This is a genomic window from Arthrobacter sp. CAN_A2 (assembly GCF_015752045.1).
Lineage (GTDB): Bacteria > Actinomycetota > Actinomycetes > Actinomycetales > Micrococcaceae > Arthrobacter_D.
Map to the genome: position 1 here is coordinate 287,376 of NZ_JADOUS010000002.1, position 16,140 is coordinate 303,515.

The window sequence follows — 16,140 nt, forward strand, 5'->3', positions numbered from 1 at the left end:
ATAGCCATGGACGTCCAGCACAATATCGCCGAGGCGGCTGCGGACCCACGGCTCGCGGCGGCGCAGGACCCGGACGCCGCCGGCTTCTACGACATCGCCACGCGCATCCTCGACTCCATCCAGACGGTGATCGACGGCAAGCCCGAGGCCGCGCGCCTCGCCCTCACGGTCCTCCTGGCCCAGGGCCACCTGCTCCTCGAGGACGTGCCGGGGGTCGGGAAGACCCTGCTCGCGAAAACCCTGGCCCGGACGATCGACTGCACCGTGAACCGCATCCAGTTCACGCCGGACCTGCTGCCCTCGGACGTCACCGGGGTCTCCATCTACAACCAGGACTCCCGGCGGTTCGAGTTCCGGCCCGGCCCGGTCTTCGCGAACATCGTCATCGGCGACGAGATCAACCGCGCCTCGGCCAAGACGCAGTCGTCCCTGCTCGAATGCATGGAGGAGCACCAGGTGACCGTGGACGGACACACCCATCCGCTCGGGGACCCGTTCATGGTGGTGGCGACGCAGAACCCGATCGAGATGGAGGGCACCTATCCCCTCCCCGAGGCGCAGCGCGACCGCTTCATGGCCCGGATCTCGATGGGCTACCCCGACGCCCGCGCGGAGGCCGACATGCTGGAGACCCACCAGTCCGTGTCACCGCTCGCGGGCATCCGCCCGGTGGCCAGCGTGGCGGACATCGCCGGGATGATGCGGCAGGTCCGCGCTGTGTACGTCTCGCCGGCCGTGAAGGACTACACGGTGGCCCTCGGCCGTGCCACCCGCGACCACCCGCGGCTGCGGCTCGGCGCGAGCCCGCGGTCGCTGCTGCAGCTGCTGCGGGCCGCGAAGGCCGGCGCCGCCCTGGAGGGCCGCGACTTCGTGCTCCCCGACGACGTCGCCGCGATCGCCGACGCCGTCCTCGCCCACCGGCTGCTGCTCGACCGCAAGGCCACGAGCGCCGGGGAGACGGCGTCGACCATCGTGGCGGACGTGCTCTCCCGCGTCCCCGTGGCCCGGGAGGCGCCGCGGCGATGACACTCCCCCGTCCCGGTTCCGCCACCTAGCGCCCGGCGGCCTCTGATGAATCCCATCGAGAAACTCCCCTCGGGCTTCCTCACCGTGCGCGGCTGGGGGTTCGTCCTCAGCGCCGTGGTCGCCCTGCTCTCCGCGCAGGTCCTCGGCCGCCGGGACCTCCTCTATGTCGGTGTCCTGCTGCTCGCCCTGCCGCTGGCCTCCGTCGTCGTCCTCCGGCTCGTGAGACCGCGGTTCACGGTGAGCCGCCGGTTCCAGCCGCAGACCATGGAGATCGGCTCCACGACCACCGTCACGCTCTCCCTCACGGCGAGCGTCGCGGGTGGAGCGAGCATCGCCATGGAGGAGCAGCTCCCCCCGCGGTTCGGCCTGGCACCCCGGTTCAGCTACCCCTCCCGCAACCCGACCCGCGACGGCGTCTCGCTCTACGAGTACCGGATCCGCTCCGCCTCGCGGGGCGTCTACGAGATCGGGCCCGTCACGGCCGAATTCACGGACCCGTTCGGCCTCGGGAAGTCGCGCCGCGTCCTCGGCACGGCGGACCCGCTCGTGGTCACCCCCGCGCCGGTCGAACTGCTCGTCTCCGCGCTCGCCGGGTCCCGTGGCAACGACGGCATGGCCGCGACGCGACGCCAGGCCAACCCGAGCGACGACGACGTCATGACGCGCGAGTACCGGCACGGCGATTCCCTGCGGCGCGTGCACTGGGCCGCGACGGCGCGCCACAGCGAGCTCATGGTGCGCCAGGAGGAATCCGTCACCACGCCGCAGGCCACCCTGCTGCTGGACCAGCGGCACCACAGTTTCAGTACCGGATTCAGCGCTGTCTTCGGCGCCGACGCGGCCGGCGACAGCGCGCTGTCCACATCGCCGACCTTCGAGTGGGCCGTGACCGCCGCCATGTCGATCAGCGCGCACCTGCTCGAACGCAACTACGCGCTGCGGTTCCTGGACCAGCAGGGGGCGCCCGCGCTCCTGCACTCGCCCTCGGCACCGTTCCCGTCCGAGGAGGAGCACCACGGCCAGGGTGCCGTCGAGGGCATCGCCGAGGGACTCGCGGCACTCGAACTCGCCCCCGAGGCCGGGCACCGCTCGCAGGGCCACAACGAACACTCGGGCAGCACCGCCGTGCGGGCCGGCGAGGCGGCCCGCACGGCCGTGCGCCGCGTCCGCCGGAGAGCAGCCGAGACACCCCTGAAGAGCCCGCACGCCAGGACCCAGCACGCGGCCTTCGGCGACGACCTGCTGGACCGGCTCGCCGCGAACCGGCACCGCGGGCCGCTGATCGCGGTCCTCGGCCTGATCACCACGGAGGAGGCACGGGCCCTGGCGTCGGCCGCCGACTACGGGTCGCCGGCCTACGCCATCCTCGCCACCGAGCGGCCTGCCGAGTCTCAGCGGCAGCTCGACCTCCTGCGCGAGGCCGGCTGGCATGCCACGGCGGCCTCGCGCTCGGCCGGGCTGCCCGTCGTCTGGGCCGGCCTCGAACACGCCGTCGGCCCGCGGCCCGCGCAGGCCTCCCCCGCGGCGGGCCCGACGCCCCCGGGGCGTCCCTCCCGCGCCCCGGTCCCCGGGGGGCCGGCATGACCTCCACCCTCTCGCGTCCCGCGTCGACGCCGGCTCCCCCCACGCCGCGGCCGGTTCCCCCGACCGATCCCTGGCACTGGGCCGTCACGGGAGCCGCGCTGCTCACCGTGCTCGCGGCGTCGACCAGCCTCAACGGCGTCGTCGAACCGTGGACGTGGCTCCGCCCCGTCCTCCAGACACTCGTCCCCGTGCTCCTCGCCATGGCGCTGACCCGGACCCTGCGCCTCAGCGGCGTGCTCACGGCGCTGGTCGGCGTACTCGCGCTCGTCGGCGCCCTCACCGCGCGGTTCTTCCCGCAGCAGAGCGTCCTCGGCATCATCCCCGGGCCGGGAACCCCGCTCGAGCTGCAGCGCCTCCTCGCCCAGGCGGAGGAGACCGTCGTCTCCCAGGTCGCGCCCGTCCTGCCGGGAGCGGGACTCGTCCTGGTCCTGTGCGCCGCCCTCGGGCTCATCGCCATCATCATCGACATCTTCTCCACGACCATCCGCATGCCGGCGGCGAGCGGCCTCGGGCTCTTCGCGGTCCTGGTCACCCCCGCCGTCGTGAAGCCCGACGGCGTGGGGATGCCCGCCTTCGTGGCGACCGTCGTGGCGTTCCTGCTGCTTCTGGCCGTCGCGCAGCGCCGGGAGGACCGCCTCGCCTCGAGCGGCGCTCGCGCCTCCTCCGGCTTCGCGGGCCGGGCGGCGATCATCGGCGCGGCGGCGCTCGCCGTGACGGTGGCCCTGCCCGCGATCATCCCGGGATTCAACTCCGGGGCGTTCCCGCAGGGCGCCCGGGTCAACGTGTGGGGCAACGCCACCGGGCTGAACCCCGCGGTGACCCTCGGCAACGACCTCCGCAACCCCACGGGCTTCGGCCGCATCACCTACTCCACCAACTCCGACGTCCCCCTGTACCTCCGCGCGGTCACCCTCGAGGATTTCAGCGGCCGCCGCTGGGAACCCGATCAGCGGATCAACGACCGCGAGAGGGGCGTGGCCGAGATCGGCGCGGAGGCCGGCACGCCGGAGAACCCTCCCGAGAGCAGCACGGTGTTCACCCGCGTCACGACGCAGAGCTACGCGAGCCCCTGGCTCCTGACCCCCTATGCGCCCGCGGGCGTCACGAACCTCGCCGGGGCGTGGGCGTGGGATCCGGCGAACCTGTCCATCCTCGCCACCGACGGCGGGTCGACCGCGCGCCAGGAGTACCTGGTGCAGAGCCGTTCCGCCGACCTGACGCGCGAGGGACTCGGCGTGATCGGGCCCTCGGACGCCGATGCCGTCGCCGAGGTCTTCACGGCGCTGCCGGACGACACCCCGGAGATCGTCCGCACGAGGACCGCGGAGGTCACGGACGAATTCGTGAACCCCTACGACAAGGCCATCGCCATCCAGAGCTACCTGCGCGGCCCCGACTTCTCCTATTCGGTGGAGGCCCCCGTGGATGGCGGGTACGACGGCAACGGCATGGATGTGATGGCCCGCTTCCTCGAGGCGAAATCCGGGTACTGCGTGCACTACGCCGGCACGATGGCGGTCATGGCGCGTGCGGCGGGCATCCCCAGCCGCGTGGCGATCGGCTATACCCCCGGCAGCCCCACCGGCGACACCACGGAGGGCCCCCTGGGCACGGAGCTCCGCGAATTCGTCGTCGACTCCCGCAACGCGCACGCATGGCCCGAGCTGTACTTCGAGGGCGTGGGCTGGGTCCAGTTCGAACCCACGCCCTCCCGCGGCGTGGTGCCCACCTACGCGCAGCAGGCGTTCTCCCCGGTCGGGCCCCGGGCGGACGATACCGATGCGCTGAACCCCGGCGGCAATCCGGGCCCCCCGGACCCGTCGGCGTCCGCGACCGACCCCGCGGAGGAGGGTGTGCAGGCCGGGGGCGGAGCCGCGCAGGACGAGGCCCGGCCCGTGGCGGGTACGCTGGCCGGCTTCGGCCTGACCCTGCTCGCGCTCCTGCCGGTCCTCCTGCGGACGGCGAGGACCAGGGCCCGCCGCCGCACCGTCACCGTCGGCGAGGCCGCGGGCGGCGTCGGGGGCACGGGTGGCAGTGCTGGCGACCGTGCGGCGACCGCCGCCTGGGCCGAGACCACCGAGATCGCCGGTGACTACGGCTACGCACTGGAGCCCACCGACACGCCCCGCACCTTCGCCGGCCGGCTCAGCCGTGACGCAGGATTCGAGGGCGACCCCGCGACGTCCCTCTCCCGCCTGCGCACGGCCTACGAGTTCGAGGAGTACGCCGACCACGGAACGACCGGCCCCGCGTCCCTCCCGGCGTCGACCCGTGCACGGCGGGCTGCGCCGCGCTGGGACGACGTCGACACCGTCACGCGCGCGCTCCGCCGACGCAGTTCCTGGTCCACCCGGGTCCGGGCGAGGATGCTCCCGCAGTCACTGCTCAACCGGTTCCGGAGCAGCGGACGCCGCTGAGGCCCGCGCATCCGGACGCACGAAGGCCGGCACCGCGGGTGCCGGCCTTCGTGCGTGCCCGGAGGAGTTCCGCGTCCTAGGAGGCGTTGGGGTCCGCGATCCCCACGTACTGCGTATACAGGTACTCCTCGATGCCCTCCGCGCCGCCCTCGCGGCCCAGGCCCGACTGCTTGACGCCGCCGAAGGGTGCCGCGGCATTGGATACGACGCCGGCGTTGAGGCCCAGCATGCCCGTGTCGAGCCGCTCGCCCATGCGGAGGCCGCGGTTGAGGTCGCGCGTGAAGACGTAGGCGACAAGGCCGTACTCGGTGTCGTTCGCCAGCTCCACCGCCTCGTCCTCGGTGCTGAACGTGATGATCGGCGCCACGGGTCCGAAGATCTCCTCCTGCATGATGCGCGAGGAGCGGGGCACGTTCGTGAGGACGGTGGCCTGGTAGAAGTAGCCGTCGCCCGTCACGGGGGCGCCTCCGGTGACGGCGACCGCGCCGTCGCCGACGGCCGCGGTCACCAGCTCGTGGACCTTGTCGCGGCTCTTCCGATCGATCAGCGGGCCGAGCTTCGACGCGTCCTCCGTGCCGCGCGCCGGGGTCATACCCTGCATGCGCTCGGCGAGGGCGGCGGCGAAGCGGTCGGCCACCGATTCGTGGACGATGAAGCGGTTGGCCGCCGTGCACGCCTCGCCCATGTTCCGGAGCTTCGCCAGCATCGCCCCGGTCACCGCGGCGTCGAGGTCGGCGTCCTCGAACACGACGAACGGCGCATTGCCGCCGAGCTCCATGGAGGTCCGCAGCACGTTCTTGGAGGCTGCCGCGAGGAGGTTGCGGCCCACCGGGGTGGACCCGGTGAAGGAGAGCTTCCGCAGGCGCGCATCCTCGATGAGCGGCCCGGTGACATCACCCGCGGTGGTGGTGTTGACGATGTTCAGCACACCGGCGGGGAGGCCCGCCTCCTGCAGGACGGTGGCGAACAGCGAGGACGTGAGCGGCGTCAGGTTCGCGGGCTTGAGCACCATCGTGCAGCCGGCGGCGATGGCCGGCGCGATCTTCCGCGTCGCCATGGCCAGGGGGAAGTTCCACGGCGTGATGAGCAGGCACGGGCCCACGGGCTTCTTGCTCACGAGCAGGCGCGACTTCCCGTCCGGGGAGACCGAGTACCGGCCCGAGGTGCGCACGGCCTCCTCGGAGAACCAGCGCAGGAACTCGGCGCCGTAGGTGACCTCGCCGCGTGCCTCGGCCAGCGGCTTGCCCATCTCGAGCGTCATCAGCAGGGCGAATTCGTCGGCGCGCGCGGTGACCAGGTCGAAGGCCCGCCGCAGGATCTCGCCCCGCTCGCGCGGAGCGGTGCGCGCCCAGTCGGCCTGCGCGGCGACGGCGGCGTCGAGTGCTGCCATGCCGTCCGCGGGCGTCGCGTCCGCCAGCGTGAGCAGGGTGCGGCCGGTCGCCGGGTCCTCGACGTTGAAGGTGGCACCGGACGTCGAGGCCCGCCACTCCCCGTTGATGAGGAGCCCGGTGGGCACCTTGTCGAGTACTGCCTTCTCCTGGTCGGCGGTGACAGCCATTGTGAGCTCCTTCGCGAAGATTCGGGGCGCGCCCCGACGGGGGCATTCCCGCTCACGCTAGACCCGGCGGTGAACGGGTGTCCAGTAAGGGCTGCACCACGGAACGTCATTCCCTTTGGACGAGTGCACAGCACCCGGAGCGTCCGCGTCAGCGTGCGGCGATCACCGCGGCGTACAGCTCCCGCTTGCTGACGCGGGCCTCGGCGGCGACGGCCGCCACGGCGTCCTTGAGGCGCATGCCGCCGTCCATGAGGGAGTTCACCTGGGCCACGTGGTCCTCGGGCCGGGAGGGCGGCGCCTCCGGGGCGCCGGCGAGGACCACGGCGATCTCGCCGCGCACCTCGTTCTCCTGCGCCCACTGGAGGAGCTCGAGGAGGGAGCCGCGGATGACCTGCTCGTGCACCTTGGTCAGTTCGCGGGCCACGGCGGCCTGCCGGTCCGAGCCGAACGCCTGCTGGAGGGAGCGCAGCATCGCCTCGAGGCGGTGCGGGGCCTCGAAGAACACCATCGTGCGGCGCTCCGCGGCGAGGTCCGCGAGGCGTCCTGCCCGCACGCCCGGCTTGCGGGGCAGGAACCCCTCGAAGCAGAACCTGTCGGTGGGCAGCCCGGACAGTGCGAGCGCCGCGAGCACCGCGGACGCGCCGGGCACCGCCGTCAGGTCCAGGCCCTCGGCCACCGCGGCCTCGACCAGCCGGTAGCCCGGATCCGAGACCGAGGGCATGCCGGCGTCGGTCACCATCAGCAGGGTCGCGCCGTCGCGGACGAGGTCGAGGAGCTCGGGCGTGCGCTCGGCCTCGTTGTGCTCGTGGTAGCTGATGACCCGGCCCGTCACCGTGACGCCGAGCGCCTGCACCAGGCGGTGGAGCCGGCGTGTGTCCTCGGCGGCGACGACGTCGGCCGTGTGGAGCAGGCCGATCAGCCGCTCGGTCGCGTCCCCCATGTTGCCGATGGGCGTCGCCGCGAGGACGATCCGGCCACGGCCGCTGTCGTCGCCCGCCGTGCCGCGGTAGGCCGTGACGGGGGTCCTGACCTCGGCGTCGTCGGGCTGCTCCGCGTCGTCGGGCCGGTCGGCCTCGTGGACGTCGTCGGGCCGGTCCGCCTCGTGCGCCGAGGGGTCCTCCCGGACGGAGTCGGGGGCGTCGTCGTCGCGTGGCTGGTTCACTGCACCAGCCTAGCCCTCCGCGCGGCCACGCACCCCTCCGGGTGCGGAGCCCGCGCCTCCGCCGCCGGTAGCATGGCAGGGTGAGCCCCACCGCCGTCCGACCCCGACGGGACAGTCCGCAGCAGGCCGGGTCCTGGGTCCTCGCTCCCTCCCTCGCCTTCACGCGCGATGCGCTGCTGGCCCGCCTCATCGGCGCCGCGACCGCCGACGGGGCCCTGCGCTGGATCCTCCCGCTGGCCCTGGCCCTCCTCGGCGGGATCCTGCGCTTCGCCCGCCTCGGCGAACCCGGTTCCCTCGTGTTCGACGAGACGTACTACGTGAAGGACGCCTATTCGCTGCTGCAGTCGGGCTACGAGCGGGAATGGCCCGAGAACGCGAACGACTCCTTCAACGCCGGTACCCCGGACGTGCTGCTCAGCACCGCCGACTACGTGGTCCATCCGCCGGCCGGCAAGTGGATGATCGCGTTCGGCATGCTGCTGTTCGGCTCGGACAATGCCTTCGGCTGGCGCTTCTCCGCTGCCGCCGTCGGGACCCTCTCGGTGCTCCTGCTCGCCGTCGTGGCCCGGCGGATGTTCGGCTCGGCGCTGCTGGGGGCCGCGGCCGGGCTGCTGCTCGCAGTCGACGGCCACCACCTGGTGCAGTCGCGCACCTCGCTCCTGGACATCTTCCTGAGTTTCTGGCTCCTCGCAGCGTTCGCGGCGCTCCTGGCGGACCGCGACGACGGACGACGGCGCCTCGCCGGTCGGCTCTCCGCGCCGGCGCACGCGGGCGGCCTCTCCCCCGCACGCCTGGCGTACGGGCCGTTCCTGGGCTTCCGCCCGTGGCGCCTCGCGGCCGGGGTGTGCCTCGGGCTGGCGCTCGGCACCAAATGGTCCGCCCTCCCGTACCTCGCCGCCTTCGGCCTGCTGACCGTCGCCTGGGACATGAGCGCGCGGCGCATCGCCGGGGTGCACCACTGGGTCCTCGGGGCAGCACTGAAGGACGGCCTGCTCGCTTTCGCCTCGCTCGTCCCCGTGGCCGCGCTCACCTACCTGGGGACGTGGACGGGCTGGTTCCTGTCCTCGGACGCCTATGACCGGACCTGGGCCCGGCAGAACCCGTCGGAGCAGTGGGGCTGGCTGCCCGACGGGCTCCGTTCCCTCGCCGAGTACCACCGCAGCGCCTACACCTTCCACCAGGGCCTCGGCTCCGACCACCCCTACGAGGCGAGCGCCTGGTCGTGGCTCGTCGTGGGCCGGCCGACGTCGTACTTCTACGAGAAGCCGTCCGGCTGCGGGGCGGACGCCTGCTCGCAGGCCGTGACCGTGCTCGGCAACCCGCTCATCTGGTGGAGTGCGGCACTGTCCCTGGTCGTCCTCCTGTTCTTCTGGCTCGGGCGCCGCGACTGGCGCGCCGCGGCCATCCTCACCGGCGTCGCCGCGGGCTACCTGCCCTGGTTCCTCTACCCGGAACGCACCACCTTCTACTTCTACGCCGTGGCCTTCGAACCGTTCCTCGTCCTTGCCCTGGTCTACTGCCTCGGCCTCGTGCTCGGCGGACCCGCCGCGGACGGCGCCCGGCGGCGGACCGGCGTCGTGCTGGTGGGTCTCTTCCTGGCCGCCGCCGTCGCGCTGTCGGCCTACTTCCTGCCCATCTGGACCGCCGAGGTCATCCCCTACGACCAGTGGCGCGCCCGCATGTGGCTGCCGAGCTGGATCTAGGGCCGCGGCCCACCCTGACCCCTCCCCGGAGGCGCCGGTTCCCATCGGACGTCACCGGAACGAAAGCGAGCCATCGTGCGCGAAACCATCACGGAACTCCTGGTCGACCTGCCGTCCACCAGCAACACCACCGACCTCCTGCTGCGGACCCACGACGCCGATCCGGGGCGGGCGCTGTACGCACTGCGGTCGGGGACGCGGTGGCAGGACGTGTCGGCGGCGGAGTTCCTGCAGCAGGTGACCCGCCTGGCCAAGGGCCTGATCGCATCCGGCGTGCAGCCCGGCGACGCCGTCGCCGTGATGTCGAGGACGCGCTACGAGTGGACGCTCGCCGACGTGGCGATCTGGTTCGCCGGAGCCGTCACCGTCCCCATCTACGAGACCTCCTCCGCCCACCAGGTCGCGTGGATCCTCGAGGACGCACAGCCCGCCGTCGTGTTCGTCGGGGACGGGCCGACGACCGGCGTCGTCCTGGACGCCGCGGCCCGGGTGGGCCGCACGGAGACGACCTTTGTGGTCCGGCTGACCTCCGGGCCGGTCGACGGCACGGCGACCCTCGCGACGCTCGGCGAGGCCGGCGCTCGGGTGTCCGACGACGCACTCGAGGCGGCGCGCTCTTCCCGCGGCCTCGACGATGCAGCCTCCATCGTCTACACCTCGGGCACCACCGGACGGCCGAAGGGCTGTGTCATCACGCACGGCAACTTCGCGCTGTTCGCCGTCAACACCCTGGAGTTCCTGCCGGAGTTCCTGAAGCAGGAGAACGCACGGACCCTCATGTTCCTGCCCCTGGCCCACGTGCTGGCGCGTGCCGTGCAGGTGGTGTGCTTCACCGGTGGCATCACCCTGGCGCACTCCGGCTCGGCGGCGCAGCTGCTCGAGGACCTGACGACCTTCAAGCCGACGTTCCTGCTCGCCGTCCCGCGCATCTTCGAGAAGATCCACGCCACGGCGGGCAGGCGTGCGGCGGAGTCCGGCACGGGGCGGCTCTTCGCGGCCGCCGAGCGCACCGCCGTCGCCTACTCGAGGGCGGTGGACGCACGCGGCCGGGGTGGGCGCGGCCCTTCGCCCGTCCTGCGCGCATCGCACGCGGTCTTCGACCGGACCGTCTACCCCCGGCTGCGGGACGTCTTCGGCGGCGAGGTCGCCTACACGGTGTCCGGGGCCGGTCCGCTCAGCGAGCACCTGACGCACTTCTTCCGCGGCGCCGGGATCATGGTGCAGGAGGGCTACGGCCTCACCGAGAGCACCGCACCGTGCACCGTGAACACGGTGTCCCTGACGCGCGTCGGATCGGTCGGCATCCCGATGCCCGGCACCAGCGTCCGGCTCGACGACGACGGCGAGGTGCAGGTGAAGGGTGCGGGCGTCTTCGCCGGGTACCACCACGACGACGCCGCGACGGCGGAGGCCTTCACCGGGGACGGCTACTTCAGGACGGGTGACCTCGGCTCGCTCGACGAGGACGGCTTCCTGACCATCACCGGGCGCACGAAGGACCTGATCGTGACCGCCGGCGGCAAGAACGTGGCACCCGGACCCCTGGAGGAGAAGCTCCGGGAGCACGCGCTCGTCGGCCAGGCCGTCGTCGTGGGTGAGGGCAGGCCGTTCGTCGCGGCGCTCATCAGCCTGGACCGTGAGGCGCTCGGGCCCTGGGCGGCCGCCCACGGCAGGGCCGGTCTCACCGCCGGGCAGGCGGCCCTGGATCCCGACGTCCTCGCCGGCCTGCAGTCCGCCGTCGACGTCGCGAACGCCACCGTCTCGCAGGCCGAGCAGATCCGGAAGTTCACCGTGCTCGACATCGAGTTCAGCGTCGAGTCGGGGCACCTGACGCCCACCCTCAAGCTGAAGCGGGCCGCCGTCGTCGCCGACCACACCCGGGCGATGGAGGAGCTCTACGCCGGGCGGTAGCCGCCCGGTGTACGGCTAGGAGGCGTCCAGCGCCTCGCGGTTCCGCGCCTGCGCTGCGTCCTGGGCCATCATGGAGCTGTCGCGGCGGGCCTTCGTGGGCCAGGTGAGGACGAGCGTGAGGAGCGTCGCCGCGAGCACGAGGGCGGCGACCGTCACCGCGGAGTCCGTCCAGAACTGCTCGGGGAACAGCCGGATGAGGGTGTCGTCCACGCGGAAGGTCCAGGTGCCGTCGGCGAAGAACAGTGCATGGACCTGCGTGAAGAAGGTCTCCCAGGCGAGGACCGCCAGCACGGTCAGGACGACGATGCCGACCAGCGTCAGCACGGCCCCGGAGAACAGTGCGCGCCGGATCCCGCCCCTGTAGTGCCGCGCGAGGTAGATGCACGCGAGGACGGCGAGGACGAAGAGCACGAGGGCGATGAAGAAGGACAACCCGAGGACGCCCTTCACATCCGCCATGTGGCCGACCTCCGAGTCGAGGAACAGCGGCTCGCCCTCGGGCGTCACCAGTCCCCCGAGATAGCGCGGGGGCGCGAAGTTCAGCACGTAGTCGAGCGCGTACGAGCCGTAGGTCATGCGGTCGTCCAGCGAGAACCCGTACTGGTCGGCGGGGAACCCGGGCCGGTGGTACTCGAGCCACAGGAACGACGACGTCGCAACGGCCCGGATGGCGGCCGCGACCACGATGATCGGGAAGAACAGGGCGACGACGACCTGCAGGAAACGCGGGAGGGCGGGTTTTGCTGCGGCCGCCTGGTCCCTGGCCGCGGCACGCCTGGCGGCTTCGCTGTCCGGCGGGCGCACGGAGAGGGCCGCCGTATCCGTCGACGGTTCCGCACCGACCGGCGCGTGGCTTCCGCTCCCCGAAGCGGGGACCGCGCCGGACGACGGCGATGCTGCCACCGCTACGGCGGCAGCCCGCGGTCCGGCGGGGTCCTGTGCGTCGTCGGGCCGACCGGCGGCCTCCGGCTGACCGGCAGCCGACCCGCCCGACGGCGTGTCGTGGTCCGCATCGACGCCTGAGAGGTCCGGGAGGACCGCGGCGTCCCGCATGGGGAGGTGGTGGCGCTGGGCGATGGCCGGGCGCGGCTCTTCGACGCGGTCCGTCCTGGCGGCGCCGTCCTCGGTCGTACCGGATCCGGCGCCGGAATCGGCAGCAGCGGACCCGGCGGCGTCGGCCTCCGTGTCGCCGACCTCGGCAGCAGCGGACCCGGTAGCGCCGGCCTCTGTAGCACCGGCCTCGGTGGCACCGGACCCGGTAGCGCCGTCAGTCTGGTCCTCGACCCGGGCAGCGCCGGGAATCCCGGAGTCCGCCCCGACCGCGGCCGCGTCGTCGCCCACCCCGTGCTCACGGGACGCGCCGGAAGCGCTCGGACGGGTGTTGTCGGTCTCTGCCACTTCGCTGTCTCCTTGATGGGTGCCGCCGGTGACTGCATCCGGCGTCTTTCGACCCTAGCGGGCGTTCGGGTGCCCGGCCGGGAGGCTCCCCGCATGCCGGCCGCACACCGGGTCAGGCGGTGACGACGGCGTCTCCCCGGTCCACGACACCGAGGTCACCGCGGTGCCCGGCCGCGACGGCGCGCCGTCCGAGGATCAGCGTGTACGCCCAGTAGGCGGCGAAGACCAGGAATCCGAGGGTGAGGCGCAGCCACGGCGGCAGGCCGCTGGGCGTCACGAACCCCTCGACGAGTCCCGAGACGAGCAGCACCAGCACCAGCCCGAGCGCGACCGTGATCAGCGCGCGGCCCTCCTCCGCGAGGGCTGCGGCACGCGGCCTGCGCCCGGGCGCCACCCAGGCCCAGAAGATGCGCAGCCCCGCGGCGGTGGCGATGAAGATGGCGGTCAGCTCCATGAAGCCGTGCGGCAGGATGTAGACGAAGAAGACGCCGAGACGGTCGTACTCCGCCATCATGCCGGCGGCCATCCCGATGCCCTGCGCGTTCTGGTACAGGATGAACACCGGCCAGATACCGGTGACGCCGAACGCGACCGCCTGGAGGGCGATCCACGCGTTGTTGGTCCAGACCAGGCCGGCGAAGGACGCGGCGGGATTCTCCGAGTAGTAGTTCACGAAGTCCTCCTCGACGTACCGCCGGAGCTCCTCGTCCGTCCCGAGCGCCTGGATCACCCCGGGGGTGTCCACCACCCAGAGTGCGTAGAGCCAGGTCACCGCGATGAAGAGCACCCCCACCACCGCCGTGAGCCACCGGATGCGGTAGAACGCGGCGGGCAGGGAGAAGGCGAAGAACTGCGCGATGTCCTCCATGGTGTTGGACCTCGCACCGGTGAACCGGGTCCGCGCGCGGGAGAGCCTGGTCGACAGTGCCCCGGACAGCGCGCTCTCGGGGTCCACGGACCGGATGATCGACAGGTGCGTGGACACGCGCTGGTAGAGCACCAGCAGTTCGTCCGACTCCGCGCCGTCGAGCCGGCGCCGGCCCACGAGTTCGTCCAGGCGTTGCCAGTCGCTGCGGTGCACCGCGATGAATGCGTCCACGTCCATGGCCCAACCCTATAGTCACGGCGTCGTCGCGGAGCAGCAGCGGCACGACGGCGCTACGCTGCATGAGGGGAGCACGGACCAGCAGGATCCGTCACCAGCTGGTCAGGGGGACATTCATGAGTTCGGTCGTCACCGGCGAAGCAGTCGTCCTCGAACTGAAACCGGCCGGATTCGCCGCCCGCGGACTGAGTGTCATCATCGACATCACCGCCCAGGTCGTCCTCGCGATCCTCCTGCTGCTGCTGATCGGGAACGTCTTCGGCGGAGTGTTCGACGAGGCGTTCACAGCGGCCCTCGTCCTGGTCGTCGTCGTGCTGCTCCTGCTCGTCCTGCCGGTCACCGTGGAGACCCTGACCCGCGGGAAGTCGCTGGGCCGCCTCGTCATGGGCCTGCGGATCGTGCGCGACGACGGCGGGGCGATCCGCTTCCGCCACGCCTTCATCCGCGGCATGCTGGCGATCCTCGAGATCTACATGCTCCTCGGCTCGCTCGCGTTCCTCGTCTCCCTGTTCAACGAGCGCTCCAAGCGCCTCGGCGACCTGCTGGCCGGGACCTATGCCATGCGGGAGCGGGTGGTCGCCAGGCCCCGGGCCGTGGTCGTCATGCCGCCGCGCCTCGAGGCCTGGGCAGCGACGGCGGACATCGGCCGGCTACCGGACACCCTGGCCCGCCGGATGTCGCAGTTCCTGGCGCAGGCTCCGCGGCTCACGCCGTCGGCCCGTGCCTCGCTCTCCCTGGACCTGGCGGCGGAAGCCAGCCACCACGTCTCCCCCGCTCCCCCGGCGGACACCCACCCGGAGGAGTTCCTGCACGCCGTCATCGCCGCGCGGCGGGACCGCGACTACGCCGCGATGATGCGCCAACGCGAGCGGACGGAGTCGACGGCGAGGAGGCTCCACACCCTGCCGTTCGGCGAGGGGGCAGGGCGTCCGGGTCACAGTGGACCGGACCACCCTAGGGCTGGTTGACCCACTCGTCCCACGGGACGTTCCAGTCGCCGAAACCGTCCCAGACGTACATGGGGCCGTAGTCCGTGTTCAGGATCTGCACCACGTCCCCGGTCCCGAAGGTCTCGTAGAAGTACTCGGCGCCCTCGGGCGACATCCCGATGCAGCCGTGGGAGACGTTGAAGTTGCCGAGGGCCACCTGCGCGGCGGGCAGCGCCTCGTGCACGAACGCTCCGCCGTTGCTCAGCCGGCTCGCGTGGTTGACGACCGTCGGAGGATAGTAGGCGGGGTCACCCGGCTCCAGCCCGATCGATTCCGCCGTGAACCGGGTGCTCTTGTACTGCTCCATCACCACCATGTAGCCCTCGGTGGAGGGCCAGTCCTCGGTGCCGAGGGTGATCGGGAACGTGGCGTCGAGCTTCCCGTCGAGGTACACCTTCATGGTCTTGGTGGCATTGTCGGCGACGGCCAGGCGCGTGCCGTGGGTCTTCACGGTCCTGGTCGTGTCGCCGTTGCCGATCATGCCGTTGCCGAAATCGACGCCGAACAGTCGGGACTGGACCGTGATCGTGCTGTTCGGGGCCCAGAACGTCTCGGGGCGGTAGCGGGCCTTGGTGTCCGAGAGCCAGTAGAAGGCGCCGGCCTGCTTGCTCGTGCTGGTGACGGTGATGGCCTTCTCCACGGCGTCCCGGTTGGTCACCGGTTCGCTGAACGTGAACTCGAGCGGCTGGCCCGTGCCGACGGTCGAGCCGTCCAGCGGGTACATCGCGGCGTCGGCCTCGTTCGCGGGTTCGACCGTCCGGAAGGTGGAGGTGCCACGCCGGGTCTCGCCGGCGGCATCCCGGGCCGTGTAGGAGAACTCGTACTCGGTGTCGAAGGCGAGGCGGTCGGTCGCGGTCCAGCGCGCGCCGTCGTCGGAGAAGGTGCCGACAACGGGTTGGCCGCCCGCGCGCGGCGCGAGTTCGACGGCGTCGAGCGTCGCCCCGGTCACCGTCACCGCGGCCTTCGTGGCCGGGTTGACCGAGAACGCCTTGTCCGTGGGCGTGAGGCCCACCGTGTACTCGCCGGCGGGCGCGGCAGCCTGGGTCGCCGCAGGGGCCGCGTCGCCGGCCGCCCCGGAAGGGGATGCCGATGACGGCGACTGGGGGTTGTTCCACGGTGACGCCGTCGCGATGCCCACGCCGCCTCCGACGGCGACGATCGCCGCAGCACCGATGGCCGCGATCTTCCAGCCGTTCCGACCCGCTGCGGCCCTGCCCGATTTCTGCTTCATGCGCATGCGTCCAGCCCTTCCACGTCTCTGCCTGTGAGCGACTGTACGTGACGTGA

Annotated in this window: 11 protein-coding genes; 6 read left to right on the plus strand and 5 right to left on the minus strand. The window is 72.3% G+C overall.

The genetic code is table 11. The features are described 5' to 3' along the window. Positions 1 to 6 precede the first annotated feature (6 nt). From IWX63_RS03485 to IWX63_RS03495, 3 genes are read left to right on the plus strand one after another with little or no spacing between them, the layout of a single operon-like run. Positions 7 to 1,026, plus strand: a complete 1,020-nt coding sequence (locus IWX63_RS03485) for an AAA family ATPase (RefSeq protein WP_199276744.1) — start codon at positions 7 to 9, stop codon at positions 1,024 to 1,026. 45 nt (positions 1,027 to 1,071) lie between these two features. Continuing rightward, entirely contained in the window at positions 1,072 to 2,610 is a 1,539-nt protein-coding gene (locus IWX63_RS03490; protein ID WP_199276745.1) for a DUF58 domain-containing protein, read from the plus strand. Then, the gene (locus IWX63_RS03495) at positions 2,607 to 5,027 is read left to right on the plus strand and encodes a transglutaminase family protein (RefSeq protein ID WP_199276746.1); all 2,421 of its coding nucleotides are present in this window, start codon (positions 2,607 to 2,609) and stop codon (positions 5,025 to 5,027) included. The genes IWX63_RS03490 and IWX63_RS03495 overlap by 4 nt, the downstream gene beginning before the upstream one ends. 76 nt (positions 5,028 to 5,103) lie before the next feature. On the opposite strand, the gene IWX63_RS03500 is transcribed toward IWX63_RS03495, so the two are convergent. Further along, positions 5,104 to 6,585: an NAD-dependent succinate-semialdehyde dehydrogenase gene (locus tag IWX63_RS03500; protein ID WP_199276747.1), complete on the minus strand. Its 1,482-nt coding sequence runs from the start codon at positions 6,583 to 6,585 to the stop codon at positions 5,104 to 5,106. A 148-nt stretch (positions 6,586 to 6,733) separates the two neighbouring features. Then, positions 6,734 to 7,525 (minus strand): 16S rRNA (cytidine(1402)-2'-O)-methyltransferase, encoded by a 792-nt coding sequence (rsmI, locus tag IWX63_RS03505; protein ID WP_199276937.1) that lies wholly within the window; start codon positions 7,523 to 7,525, stop codon positions 6,734 to 6,736. 302 nt (positions 7,526 to 7,827) lie between these two features. Between rsmI and IWX63_RS03510 the strand changes: the two genes are divergently transcribed. Together IWX63_RS03510 and IWX63_RS03515 are read left to right on the plus strand one after the other, a co-directional pair. Beyond that, the gene (locus IWX63_RS03510) at positions 7,828 to 9,450 is read left to right on the plus strand and encodes a dolichyl-phosphate-mannose--protein mannosyltransferase (protein WP_199276748.1); all 1,623 of its coding nucleotides are present in this window, start codon (positions 7,828 to 7,830) and stop codon (positions 9,448 to 9,450) included. A gap of 75 nt (positions 9,451 to 9,525) precedes the next feature. Next, positions 9,526 to 11,361, plus strand: a complete 1,836-nt coding sequence (locus IWX63_RS03515) for an AMP-dependent synthetase/ligase (RefSeq protein WP_199276749.1) — start codon at positions 9,526 to 9,528, stop codon at positions 11,359 to 11,361. A 15-nt stretch (positions 11,362 to 11,376) separates the two neighbouring features. On the opposite strand, the gene IWX63_RS03520 is transcribed toward IWX63_RS03515, so the two are convergent. Then, entirely contained in the window at positions 11,377 to 12,759 is a 1,383-nt protein-coding gene (locus IWX63_RS03520) for a TIGR01906 family membrane protein (RefSeq protein ID WP_334685597.1), read from the minus strand. 112 nt (positions 12,760 to 12,871) lie between these two features. After that, positions 12,872 to 13,864: a stage II sporulation protein M gene (locus IWX63_RS03525; protein ID WP_199276750.1), complete on the minus strand. Its 993-nt coding sequence runs from the start codon at positions 13,862 to 13,864 to the stop codon at positions 12,872 to 12,874. Between the two features lie 116 nt (positions 13,865 to 13,980). Here IWX63_RS03525 and IWX63_RS03530 point away from each other — a divergent pair, with 116 nt between their 5' ends. Then, complete coding sequence (locus IWX63_RS03530; RefSeq protein ID WP_199276751.1) at positions 13,981 to 14,832, plus strand: RDD family protein; 852 nt, start codon at positions 13,981 to 13,983, stop codon at positions 14,830 to 14,832. On the opposite strand, the gene IWX63_RS03535 is transcribed toward IWX63_RS03530, so the two are convergent. Beyond that, a complete protein-coding gene (locus IWX63_RS03535) occupies positions 14,819 to 16,084 on the minus strand; it encodes a L,D-transpeptidase (protein WP_199276752.1) in 1,266 nt (421 codons plus the stop codon). The two genes, IWX63_RS03530 and IWX63_RS03535, sit on opposite strands and share 14 nt — an antisense overlap. Between the last annotated feature and the right edge of the window lie 56 nt (positions 16,085 to 16,140).